General features: G+C 72.9%; 9 protein-coding genes. 6 read left to right on the top strand and 3 right to left on the bottom strand.

Annotated elements, in window-relative coordinates; all coding sequences use genetic code 11:
- Positions 1-45: 45 nt before the first annotated feature.
- From ACN26Y_RS08700 to ACN26Y_RS08710, 3 genes are read left to right on the top strand one after another with little or no spacing between them, the layout of a single operon-like run.
- Positions 46-1,923 (top strand): hypothetical protein, encoded by a 1,878-nt coding sequence (locus tag ACN26Y_RS08700; RefSeq protein WP_370463352.1) that lies wholly within the window; start codon positions 46-48, stop codon positions 1,921-1,923.
- 11 nt (positions 1,924-1,934) lie between these two features.
- Positions 1,935-3,614, top strand: coding sequence for a hypothetical protein (locus ACN26Y_RS08705; RefSeq protein ID WP_422734573.1), 1,680 nt, complete (start codon positions 1,935-1,937; stop codon positions 3,612-3,614).
- Positions 3,615-3,649: 35 nt separating this feature from the next.
- Positions 3,650-3,844, top strand: a complete 195-nt coding sequence (locus tag ACN26Y_RS08710; RefSeq protein WP_155329784.1) for a hypothetical protein — start codon at positions 3,650-3,652, stop codon at positions 3,842-3,844.
- Here ACN26Y_RS08710 and ACN26Y_RS08715 read toward each other — a convergent pair.
- Both ACN26Y_RS08715 and ACN26Y_RS08720 read right to left on the bottom strand, forming a co-directional pair.
- Complete coding sequence (locus ACN26Y_RS08715) at positions 3,829-5,025, bottom strand: glycosyltransferase family 4 protein (RefSeq protein ID WP_155329785.1); 1,197 nt, start codon at positions 5,023-5,025, stop codon at positions 3,829-3,831. The two genes, ACN26Y_RS08710 and ACN26Y_RS08715, sit on opposite strands and share 16 nt — an antisense overlap.
- A gap of 92 nt (positions 5,026-5,117) precedes the next feature.
- Positions 5,118-6,326: an acyltransferase family protein gene (locus ACN26Y_RS08720; protein WP_422734574.1), complete on the bottom strand. Its 1,209-nt coding sequence runs from the start codon at positions 6,324-6,326 to the stop codon at positions 5,118-5,120.
- Between the two features lie 110 nt (positions 6,327-6,436).
- Here ACN26Y_RS08720 and ACN26Y_RS08725 point away from each other — a divergent pair, with 110 nt between their 5' ends.
- The 3 genes from ACN26Y_RS08725 to ACN26Y_RS08735 all read left to right on the top strand — a co-directional run bounded on the left by ACN26Y_RS08725 (position 6,437) and on the right by ACN26Y_RS08735 (position 10,259).
- The gene (locus tag ACN26Y_RS08725; protein WP_155329787.1) at positions 6,437-7,627 is read left to right on the top strand and encodes a DUF3068 domain-containing protein; all 1,191 of its coding nucleotides are present in this window, start codon (positions 6,437-6,439) and stop codon (positions 7,625-7,627) included.
- Between the two features lie 389 nt (positions 7,628-8,016).
- Positions 8,017-8,628 carry a DUF6230 family protein gene (locus tag ACN26Y_RS08730; RefSeq protein WP_155329788.1) on the top strand — a complete coding sequence of 204 codons (612 nt, stop codon included), beginning with the start codon at positions 8,017-8,019 and terminating at the stop codon, positions 8,626-8,628.
- 80 nt (positions 8,629-8,708) lie between these two features.
- Positions 8,709-10,259 carry a DUF6114 domain-containing protein gene (locus ACN26Y_RS08735; protein ID WP_422734575.1) on the top strand — a complete coding sequence of 517 codons (1,551 nt, stop codon included), beginning with the start codon at positions 8,709-8,711 and terminating at the stop codon, positions 10,257-10,259.
- Between the two features lie 60 nt (positions 10,260-10,319).
- Here ACN26Y_RS08735 and ACN26Y_RS08740 read toward each other — a convergent pair whose 3' ends face one another.
- Positions 10,320-11,990, bottom strand: coding sequence for a DUF885 domain-containing protein (locus ACN26Y_RS08740; protein ID WP_155329789.1), 1,671 nt, complete (start codon positions 11,988-11,990; stop codon positions 10,320-10,322).
- Positions 11,991-12,051: the final 61 nt, after the last annotated feature.

The following is a 12,051-nucleotide window of genomic DNA, read 5'->3' on the forward strand; positions in this document are numbered from 1 at the left end:
GGTCCCCACGGCGTGTAAGCGTGTGGCAGGCTGCCGACCATGTCAATGCCAGAAGCTGAGGCCGTGACGCGTCCGGAACCGGCCGCACCGGCCGACGGTGGACGCTGGTCCCTCGGACGGTGGCTCCGCGCCGACCGCGTCCGCGCCGTCGCGATCGCCCTGATCGTCGTCGCCGTGGCGTGGCGCGCGAGCCTCGCCACCCGGGGGTGGTTCTCCCAGGACGAGTTCGTGATCGCCGCCCGGGCCATTGACACGCAACTGACACCGGACTTCCTCCTCCAGACCTTCAACAACCACCTGATGCCGGGCGGCCTGCTGGCGACGTGGTTGATGGTCCGGGCGGCCGGCTTCACCGGCTGGCCGTGGGTGGTGCTCCTGGCCGTCGGCCAGGCCGCGCTGGGCGTCGCCTTCTACCGGTTGCTGCGCGACCTGCTGCGTCCCGGCTGGGGCCTGCTGATCCCGCTGTGCATGTTCCTGTTCAGCCCGCTGACCCTGGAGGCGTCCTCGCTCTGGCTGGTCGGGTTGCTGCTGCTGCCCGTGCAGTTGGCGATGGTGCTCGCCGTCAAGGCCCAGGTGCGGTACGTGCGGACCGGGCGGAAGCGGCACCTGGTCGGCATCGCGCTGTGGCTGGTCTTCGGCCTGCTGTTCGACACCAAGGCGCTGCTGATCGCGCCGCTGCTGTTCCTCCTGACGCTCTTCCTCTTCACCTCGGGCGGGGTGGGGCGGTCCCTGGCGCAGACCGTCCGCCGGCACTGGCCGGCGTGGCTGATCCTGGGTGTGCTCTCGGGGGCCTACCTGGCGTTCTACCTGACCCGACCGGCCGGGGAACTGGCCGGTCCACGCTCGGTCGGCGAGGTTTTCGGGTTCCTCGGGGACCTGATCGGGAAGACGCTGATCCCCGGGCTGCTGGGCGGCCCGTGGCGGTGGACGTACGCCGGTGACGGGCCGCCACTGGCGGACCCGTACGACGTGGCGATGTGGCTGTCCTGGGCGGCGCTGCTCACGGTGGTCGTGGTGACCGTGCGGCGGCGTCCGTCGGCCGGTCGGGCGTGGCTGCTCCTGCTGTCGTACGTCGCGATGGTGGGCGCGCTGTTCGCCGCCACCCGGCTGGGCGACGTGCTCAGCCCGCTCGCCGGTCTGGTGCCCCGGTACGTCGCCGACGTGGTGGTGGTCGCCGCGATCTGCGTGGGAACGGCCCTGCTGGGCCGCTCCGACGCGGAGGAGGCCGACGTCAGCGCTTGGCCGGTGCCGACCGTGCTGCGCGAGCCCGGCGCGTTCGCGGTCGGGCTGGTGTCGATGATCGCCGTGCTGGTGACCATCGGGGTCGGCACGCTCTGGACCACCGCCCGGTTCGGCGACAACTGGAGCACCAAGCACGGCCGCGAGTACCTGGCCACCGCTCAGGAGGAGTTGGCGGCGGCCCCACCGGGGACCGTCTTCCTGGACGGTCTCGTGCCCGACCGGGTCGTCGCCGGGTACTTCTGGCCGGACAACCGGCAGTCGCACTTCTTCCGCCCGGCGGAGCGCCGGCCGGTCTTCGTGACGGTGGCCGAGCGGCCGTCGATGTTCGACGACGCGGGCCGTATCCGGCCCGCCGCGGTGCAGGGCCGGAAGATCCTGCCCGGTGGCGTGCCCGACTGCGGGCACATCGTCAGGGACGGTCTGTCCACCCGGATCCCGCTGGACGGGCCGCTGGAGGAGTGGCCGTACGTGGTGCACTTCGGCTACCTCAGCTCCGGGGAGGCCACGGCGACGTTCCGGCTCGGCGAGGCGACGCGGGAGCTCGACCTGCGGCGCGGCCTCAACGAGGTCTACTTCAACCTGGAAGGGGCGGGGGACGCCGTCCAGATCACGGTCGACGATCCGAAGGTCGGTCTCTGCACCAACCTGATCACCGTCGGCAGGCTGGTGCCGGCGTCCTGAGTACCGGTCCCATGCCCCCCGCCGTCTCCAGCCGCTCGGCGTCGCTGTACGTCGTCGCCGCCGCCGTCACCGCGCTGGTGCTCGCCCCGCTCGCCCTACCCGGCTACGTGCTGCTGTACGACATGGTGTTCGTGCCCCGGCAGCCGCTGAGCTGGGAACTGGTCGCGCCCGCGCAGAGCCTGCCGCGTGCGGTGCCGATGGACGCGGTGGTCTCCGTCGTCACGCAGTTCCTGCCGGGCTGGCTGCTCCAGCGGCTGGTACTCGTCGCGGCGGTGTTCCTGGCCGCCGTCGGGGCCGGTCGTCTCGTGCCGACGGAGCGGCGGGCGGTGCGGCTGCTCGCCGCGGTCGGGTACGCGTGGACGCCGTACCTCGCCGAACGGCTGCTGATCGGGCAGTGGGGGCTGCTCGTCGCGTACGCGGCGCTGCCGTGGATCGTGCGCGGGGCGCTCCAGGTGCGGGCGGGCGTGTCGGGCGCGGCGCCCCGGCTGGTGCTCGTCGCGGCGCCCGCCGCGATCACCCCGACCGGTGGTCTGCTCGCGTTCGGCACGGTGGCCCTGCTCGTGGTCGGTCGGGGCCGCCGGCGGGTGTCGGCGCTGGTGGTTGGTGCCGTCGCGCTGCTCAACGCCCCGTGGATCGTGGCGGCGGCGGTCACCGGGGCCGGTGGTTCCTCGGACCCGGCCGGGGTGGCGGCGTTCGCCGCCCGCGCCGAGAACTGGGCCGGCCCCCTGGCCGCGCTGGCGGGCACCGGTGGCATCTGGAGCGCCCAGGCGACCCCCGGCAGCCGGTCCGCGCCGCTGGTGCCGCTGGTGACGCTGGTGCTGCTGGCGCTCGCGGCGGCCGGTGTCGGCCTGCTGTGGCGGCGACTGCCGGCGGGCGCAGCCGGGCGGCTGGCGATCCTCGCCGCCGGGGGTTTCCTGCTCGCGGCGCTCGGCGTGCTCCCCGGCGGGGACGCGCTGCTGCGGTGGGCCGTGGTGGAGGTGCCGGGCGCCGGGCTGCTGCGTGACGGACAGAAGTTCCTCGCCCCGTACGCGCTGCTGCTGGTGCTCTGCGTCGCGCTGGGCGCCGAGCGGCTGGCCGCCCGGGCCGACCGGGACCTGGCCGGGCTGGTCCTGGCGGGGTTGTTGCTCCTGCCGATCGCCACCATGCCGGACCTCGCGGTGGGCGGAGCGGGGCGGCTACGTCCGGTCGACTACCCGGCGGACTGGCGGGTGGTGTCCGGGCGGGTGACCGGTGAGCCCGGGGAGATCCTGGCGCTGCCGCTGTCCGCGTACCGGGCGTACCCGTGGAACCCGGACCGGGTCGTGCTGGATCCCCTGCCCCGCTACCTGCCCGGGACGGTGCTCGCCGACGACACGCTGCGGGTGGGGACCCTGGAGGTGGCCGGGGAGAACCCGCGCGTCCGGGAGGTGCGCCGCCTGCTGCGGGAGGGCCGGCCGGTGGCCGCGACCGGGGTGCGCTGGGTAGTGGTCCAGCACGGGTCGGCGGGCCGGGTGGAGCCCGCCGCCCTCGCCGGCCTCCAGGTCGTCCACGACGGTCCGTTCCTCACGCTCTACCGCAATCCGGACGCAGCGGCCCGCCCGGCGTCCGGCCGAACGGCGCGGTGGTCGGTCGTGGCGGCGTTGGCGGCTGCCGTCCTGGTGGTTCTCGGTGCGGCACTTTCGGCGCTACGCCGGAGGCCTACCGCGTGGTAACGTCCGCTCGCACGTCTCGCCATAGGAGGATTGGCATGCGTAAAGCCCTCACCCTGCTCGTCTCGGGTCTGGTCGCGGCGTTGCTCGGTGTCCTGGCCCTCGGGGGTGTCGCGGCAGCCGCCACCACCACCGACGCCGAGGCGGCGCAGGAGGCCAAGAGCGTCCGTGAGGCGGCCCAGCGGGCCGGCAAGCAGGATCCGTACGCCCCGACGGTCTACGGCATCAGGTAGGACGGTTCGCCCCGCCGGTGAACCCGGCGGGGCGCATCCTGCGCGGCCACGATGGCCGCGAAGTGCCCGCCCGCGGCCTCCCAGGTGAAGGACGCGGCGTGCTGCCGGGCCTCCGCGCCCATCCTCCGCCGGACTTCGTCCTCGTGGAGCAGCGTGCGCACCTTGGCCACGTAGTCGTCGATGTCGTCGGCGAGCAGTCCGGTGCGCCCGTCCACCACGGCCTCGGCGACGCCGCCGGCGTCCCGGAACGCGACGGTGGGGGTGCCGGCGGAGCCCGCCTCCACGATCGTCAGCCCCCAGCCCTCCTTGAGCGACGGGGTCAGCGCCACCCACGCCGAGGCGAGCAGGGCCGCCTTCTCCTCCTCCGTGACGAAGCCACGGAACTCCACCCGGTCGCTGATGCCCAGGTCGCCGGCGACGTCGTGCAGGTGCGGCTCCCACCAGCCCTGTCCGGCGACGACCAGCCGCAGCTGCGGCAACTCGTCCGCGAGGGCCGCGACGGCCCGCAGCGCCACCTCGACGCGCTTGTGGGGGACCAGCCGGTTGAGCGTCACGAGCAGCGGGAACGGTGCCCGCTCGACGTCGGTGCGGGGAAGGGTGGGCGTGCCGTTGTGCACCACGGAGACCTGCTCCGGCGGCACACCGAGGGTGGCGAGTTCGCGGCGGGTGGCCTCGGAGACCGTGACGTAGCGGCAGCGGCGGTAGACGCGTACGGCGAACGACGACTCGACCCACCAGCCGAACCGGGCCGCCCACGGCGGGAGCACCACGGGCCACTGCTCGCGGTGGACGTGGTGGATCAGCTTCACCACCGGCCGTCGTGCCCACAGCGGCGCCAGGAACGGCAGGCCGTTGCAGACGTCCACCAGGATGTCCGGCCGGCCGCCCCGCCGCCGCGAGAGCGGGCCGAAGCCCAGGGCGCCGGCGACGTAGCAGAGTGCCGCCCACAGGTACACCGTGTGGCGACCGCCGCGCCGCACCAGGCGGACGCCGGCGTCGTTGACCTCGTCCGCGGGTGCCCGGTCGTGGGCGGCGCAGAACAACGTGACACGGAAGCCGCGGGTGACCAGCTCCGCGGCGATCCGCTCGACGTACACCTCGGAGCCGCCACCCTCGGGGTTGCGGGTGTCCCGCCAGTTGAGGAACAGGACGTGTCCGGGGGTGTCGGCGCTGTGTTCCACGCGAGTCCTACTCTCAAGTAATAAATTCGCGACGCGCGTCACACTAGGCGTTAACAGTTGGCGGCGGCAATGGTCAGATCCGATGACGCTGCTCAGCGTGACGGGCCGACCGCCGGCAGCGGGGCGTCGGGGACGGGCGTGACCGGCCGCTGTCGGCGCTGGTTGCCGAGCAGCGTGATCGGCCGCTCGATGCCGTAGTAGCTGACCGCCGCGTAGGCCAGGCCACCGGCCATGGTCAGGGCGAACGTGCTGACCAGACCGCCGGTGAACAGGGGCCGGTCGGCCACGAGGTAGATCAGTTCGAGGATCAGCGGGTGCCAGAGGAACAACCCGTACGACACCGCGCCGAGCCAGCGGGCGGGGGTGGCGCCGAGGACGGCCTGCGTCCGGGTGGGCCGGCCGAACGCCACCGGCACCAGGATCAGCACCCCGATCGCGAGGTACAGCGTGAGTTTGACGGCGAACTCCGCCACGGTCGGCTCGGCGAGGTCACGCGGGCCGGCCACCGGCGTCGTCGCGATCGCGAGCAGACCGACCGCCGCCACCCAGCACGCGATCGGTGCCGCGGCCAGGTCGTCCAGCACCCGGAAGGCCGCCGGTGCGGTCCGGGTCTGCAGCGCCACGTGGGCGGCCGCCAGGGCCATGCCGGCGCCGAACCAGGCCCCGTACGCGGGGAGCCAGGTGGTGTGCAGGCCGGTGTCGAGCCAGCCCCCCGCCATACCGCCGAGCCAGGCGGCGGTCACCAGGACGCCGCCCGCGGCCACGAGCGTGGTGCGGACCGGCCGCCAGGTGCGGCCCACCGCCAGCGCGGCGACCAGCGGCAGGATCAGGTAGAACGCCACCTCGGTCGCCAGGCTCCACGTCTGGCTGAGGCCGTGCCGGAGCTGACCCCGTTCGTAGATCTGGGTGAAGGTGAGGTGGCGCAGCCAGTCGCCGGCCGACGCGGGCCGGTTCTGCGGGAGCACGATCAGGCAGACCGCCACCGCCAGCCAGTACGCGGGCAGGATCCGCAGCGCGCGGCGCCACAGGTACCGGCCGGTGCCGGGGCGGGGCCGGCCGGTGGCGGCGCTCAGCGCCCAGGGCCGGAACAGCAGGAACCCGGAGAGCACGAAGAAGATCGCGACCCCGACGTCCAGCCGTGCGAGCCACCCACCCCACTGCTCGGCGGCGGTCGCGCCGGTGTGGAAACCGACGTGGTGACCGACCACGGCGGCCGCACCGACCGCGCGGAGCGCGTCGAGGGCGGGAAGTCGGCCGCTGGCCGAAGGCTCCGACGCAGGTGGCGCGGCGGTTGTGGACATCTGGACATCCAGGGGGTCGCTTTGAGGGTGACCGGAGAGTAACCTCCCGCCATGTTAAGGATCGGGTGCCCCCGGCGACAGTCGTAGGGCGGCAGGTTGCGGGAGGATGAGTGAAGCTTCGTGTGGGCGCCGCGCTCTTCGGGCTGGGCGTCTTGTTGCTGGTTTTCGCGGCCGGGTTGCCGCTGTACGTGGCTCCAGCCGTGACCAAGCTCCCATACGACCTCGACCCGACCACGTCGGTGGCCGAGGCGAAGGACGCCCAGTTCCTGAAGATCACGAAGGTCGGGGAGTCGGTCACCATCGACGTCCCGCGGGCCACGCTGCTCTCCACGGTCGAGGTCATCCCGCAGCCCGAGGACACCGAGGACCGGCTGCCCAAGGAGCTCAAGGGTGACGCGGTGATCTGGAACGTCTACCAGACGGTCCGGCGCGCCGACAACCAGGACGTGGTCAGCCAGTACAGCACCGAGCTCGCCCTGCTCCGGGTGTCCGGTGCCGCGGCGCCGTGGAAGGAGCAGTGGCTCAACGAGAGCGGCGCCGAGCAGACGCCGGTCGGCAACGTGAGCTACGCCGGCCAGGTCTACAAGTTCCCGTTCGGCACCCGGAAGCGGGATTACCAGATCTTCGACCGGGACCTGAAGAAGCCGCTGCCGGCGAAGTTCACCGGCACCGAGACCGTCAAGGGCCTCGAGGCGTACCGGTTCGAGCAGCGCATCGAGAACGAGGTGCTCAACACCCCGGAGGACAGCGTCAAGAACCTGCTCGGCAGGTTCTCGCCCGGGGCCACCACCGGCCAGGTCGTCTACAGCAACACCCGCACGGTGTGGGTGGACCCGGTGACCGGCTCGTACGTCAAGGTGCGCGAGCAGCAGCACAAGGAGCTCCGCCCCGACGTCGGCACGCCCACGGTGCTGCTGGACGCGGACTTCAACTACACCGACGAGACGATCACCAAGAGCGTCGAGACGGCGAAGGACAACCGGTTCAAGATCGGCCTGATCAGCCTGTGGCTGCCGATCGTGGCCGGCGTCCTCGGCCTGATCGCGCTGGTGGCGGGCATCCTGCTGGTGCTGCGGGGCAACGGCGGGGGTGACGGTGCCCGGCACCGGGCCGGCGCCGCTCCGCTCACCGACGACACCCGGGTCGACCAGGAGCCGGTGCGCGACGACGCGCAGCCGGCGGCCGAACCGCAGGGCGGTCCGATGAGCGACGAGATCCCGCCCGCGACGACCAACTGGAAGGCCGACGACGGGTCGGTGCCGGGCCAGCGACCCGCTCCGGGCGAGGTCGAGCAGCGGTGACGCCACCGGGCTGAGGGCCCGGCACGGACGAGGGGTGGACCGAACGGGTCCACCCCTCAGTGTTTTCCCGTTCACGCCGGGTGGTCGTTACGGAATCGTAATCCGTCGATGGTTTGGCTACCGCGCGTTACCTCTGTGCCCAGGAATGCCGGATATTGGTCAGCTTGAACTTTACAAACGATGCCGTTCTGTCAACATCCTGTGACGAGATCATGCCCGTACGTCAGCTCCCTGTTACTGACAGGTAATCCGGGCCTTGTGACGCGGGCCTCAGGGGTGCACCATCACTGCACGCTCGTTACCCGCCGGTAACAGGTGACGACCCGGTGCGGGCGTCGTCACCCCCGCCGACCGGCCACCCCGCGCGACATCACCCCGAGGAGGGCCCCGTGCAGGATCGGTTCGACAACCCGGGTCGTACCCGGTGGCGGCGCTTCGCCGCGCTCATGGTGCCCGCGACGGCAGTCGCCGGCGCGATCGTGTTCGGCATGTCCAACGGCGCGATCGCGGCGTCGTTCGCCGTCTCCGGCCAGACGTTCAAGGTCTCCGCGACGGAGCTGCGCGGTAACGGCTTCGTCCAGTACGGCGGGATCGCCGAGGAGGAGAACGGCACGAAGCACCCGGTCGCCGTCTCCGGCATCCGCGACGCCAAGCTCTACGACCTGTGCCAGTCGGTGAAGGTGCCCGGGGCGCCGGTCGTCCTCACGATCAACGCCGGTGGGGGCGGCAAGCCGGCCACCGCGAGCGAACTGCTGATCGACATGGACCTGCTCGAGGGCGACGCCGAGTTCAAGAACATCAACATCGGCCAGGACGCCTCGACCCTGACCGGCGGCCCGAAGGGCGCCACCGGCGAGAAGAAGTCGTTCGGCCAGCAGTCCGACACGGTGGTCATCAAGAACCTCCGCCAGGTGGCCCGCTCCACCCACGCCGGCACGTTCAACCTGACCGGGCTCAAGCTCAAGGTCAACGTCGGCGCGGACGCCAAGGAATGTTTCTGACCTGATCACCGGGGCCCGCGGAGGGCACGCTCCGCGGGCCCGTTCCCTGCCCACGACACCTCACCCGGCAGGAGGCGTACGTGACAACCGCCGAACCGCAGCACGTCCGGCCCGGTCGTCTCCGCGAGACCTGGCGCGGCTTCCGCCGGTGGCGCCGGGTACGCCCGTTCTGGGGCGGCCTGCTCACCGCGCTGGCCGGCCTGGAGATCTTCGGGACCACCCAGATGTCGCTCGGCGGTCTCTCCTTCCAGATGGGACCCACCGGATTCCTCTCCTGGCTGATCCCCACCATCCTGGTGACCTGCGGCCTGCTGATCTGGTTCAGCCCGCAGCAGCGCATCTTCTACGCCGTGGTGGCCGCGGTCACCGCGCTCTTCTCGCTGATCGGGGTGAACCTCGGCGGCTTCTTCGCCGGGCTCCTGCTCGGCGTGGTCGGCAGCGCCCTGGCCTTCGCCTGGACCCCGGACCGCCCTCCCACCACGACGCCCGACGTCGATCCGGACGCGGGCACCGACCACACCGGAGCGGAGACCGCGCCGGCCGAGGCGACGGCACGCCACCTGCGGGCGGTGCCCGCCGGACCCGAGCCGGACGCGCCGACGCTCGTCGACGAGGCCGGACCGGCCGGCGACCCGCTCCGCGCCGCCCGGCCGGCGCCGTCGGTGTCCGAGCCGCGGCCCCACCCTCCGGCCGGTCCGCCCGTACCCGGGCCGCGCGATCCGCGGTACCTCGCGGTGCTGCTCGGGCTGGTCGGACTCTCCGCCACGGCGGCGCTCGCCGCGCCGGCCCCGGCGCGGGCGGCCGACCCCGCGGGACGGGCGGTCGTGGCGGCCCCCGCCGCCTGCCCGACCCGACCGGCGACGACCGGCCCGGCCGCGCCGAGCCGGTCGGCGACACCCCGCCCGAGCGGCTCGGCGTCGGCGAGCCCGAGCCCGAGCCCGAGCCCGGACGCCGACGAGGACGACGGCAACCTCATCACCGACATCCTGGAGGGCATCGGCGACCTGTTCGGTGGTGGCGACGACGAGGAGGAGCAGCCGTCGGCCTCCGCGACTCCGACCGCGACCACGACCGGCCGGCCCGCCGCGACCGGCACGCCCCGCCCCCGGCCCACCGCGCCCGGCTGCCCCACGGCCACGCCCACCCCCCGGCCGAGCGGCGACGTCGAGGCGGGCGAGCCGCTGCCGCGCGTCGCCGTCGACCCGGGACAACCGCTGGTGAACGCCGTGCCGTCCAAGCTGACCGGCTCGAAGGTCACCATGACCGGGCTGCGGTTCGACGGGATCGTCGACCTGCCCACCGCCCAGGGCACCCTCAAGGCGCTGAAGTTCAGCATGGCGCGGGCGGTCACCGACGACTTCCTGCTCCGCGTACCCGGCCCGGCCGGGCGCACCATGGGCTTCGCCACCGGCCAGCTGACCGTCCAGGGGAACGTCGACTTCTACGCGACCCGCTTCGTGGGGCGGCTGCTCGGCATCAAGATCACGTTGACGCCGGACCTGCCGTTCCCCGACGGCCTGCCGATCACCTCACCGATCCCGATCACCTTCACCGAGCCGGCGATGGACCTGGCGTTCGTCACCAGCGACACGCTGACCGCGAAGCCGCGGCTACGGCTGACCCTGAACTGACCCCGCTCCACCACCACCCCGGTGCGGGGCCGGCACCACCGGCCCCGCACCTTCTTCCCGTCAGAGGCGGGCGAGAGCCCGGCGGAGCGGGTCCAGCCCGAGGGCACCCAGGTCGAGCGCCTGGCGGTGGAACTCCTTCAGGTCGAAGTCGGCGCCCTTGCGGGCCTTCGCGTCGTCCCGGGCCTGGAGCCAGATCCGCTCGCCGACCTTGTACGACGGTGCCTGCCCGGGCCAGCCCAGGTACCGGTTCAGCTCGAAGCGCAGGTTCTCGTCCGGCACCCGGCAGTGGGCCCGCATGAACTCCCAGCCCAGCTCCGGCGTCCACCGCTCCCCCGGGTGGAAGCCGAACGGGTTGTCGGCGGGGATCTCCAGCTCCAGGTGCATGCCGATGTCGACGATCACCCGCGCGGCGCGGAACGCCTGGCCGTCGAGCATGCCGAGCTTGTCGCCCGCGTCCTCCAGGTAGCCCAGATCGTCCATCAGCCGCTCGGCGTAGAGCGCCCAGCCCTCGCCGTGACCGGAGACCCAGCACAGCAGCCGCTGCCAGCGGTTGAGCTTCTCGGCGCGGACCGCCGTCTGCGCGATCTGCAGGTGGTGGCCCGGCACGCCCTCGTGGTAGACGGTGGTGACCTCGCGCCAGGTGGAGAAGTCGGTGATGCCCTGCGGCACCGCCCACCACATCCGGCCCGGTCGGGAAAAGTCCTCGCTGGGGCCCGTGTAGTAGATGGAACCGTCGCTCGTCGGAGCCAGGCAGCACTCGATCCGGCGTACCTGCTCCGGGATGTCGAAGTGGGTGCCGTGCAGCTCGCTGACGGCCTTGTCGGCGAGCGCCTGCATCCAGTCGCGGAACGCCTCCTTGCCCTGGATCGTGCGGGCCGGGTCGGCGTCGAGCGCCGCGACCGCGTCGTCGACGGTCGCGCCGGGCCCGACGATCCGCGCGGCCACCGTCCGCATCTCGGCCTCGAGCCGCGCGAGCTCCTCGAACCCCCAGGCGTACGTCTCGTCGAGGTCGACCCTCGCGCCGAGGAAGTACTGCGAGGCCAGCTCGTAGCGCTCACGGCCGGCGGCCTGCCGCTCCCGGCCGAGGGGCGCCAGCTCGGTGCGGAGGAACTGGCCGAACTCGGCGGTGGCCCCGGTGGCGGCGGCCGCGCCGCGCCGCAGCTCGGCGCCGAGCGTGCCGTCCTCGCCCAACCGCTCGACGAGCCCGTGGAAGAAGTTGTCGCCGTCCGGGTCGACCCAGATGTCGCACTGCTTCGCGACCTCCAGCAGCTGCGCCCGGGCACTGACGTGCCCGGCAGCGGCCTCCTCGCGCAGCGTGGTCTTGTAGTCCTCCAGCGCGCCGGCGAAGCGGTTGAGCCGGGCGGCGATGTTCGCCCGCGCGTCCTCGCCGTCGGTCGGCATCAGGTCGAAGACCGAGCGCAGGTCGTGCAGGCCGCTGGTGATGACGCTGACCCCGTTGCCGACCTCCCCCGCCTCGTAGCGGGCGAGGTCCAGGCCGAGCCGCTCCTGCATGGCCTCCCGGGCGGTCCGCTCCGCCTCCGACTCGGGCTCGGTGACGTCGAGGTCGGCGAGGGTGCGCCGGGTCAGGTCGGCGCGGGCCGCGTAACCGGCGGGCGACAGGTCGTCGAGCTGGTCGTCGAAGCCGGCGATGCCGACGTAGGTGGCGCCGGTCGGGCTCAGCGCGGCCCAGTCCGCCACGTAGCGGTTGGCGATGTCATCGATTCGTCCCACGCTGCGACCCTACGTGACCCCACGGCCTGGTTGTCGACCCTGTTTGCGATGCGCCGGGCAG

The sequence above is a fragment of the Micromonospora sp. WMMD558 genome (assembly GCF_049315255.1).
Classification (GTDB): Bacteria; Actinomycetota; Actinomycetes; order Mycobacteriales; family Micromonosporaceae; genus Micromonospora.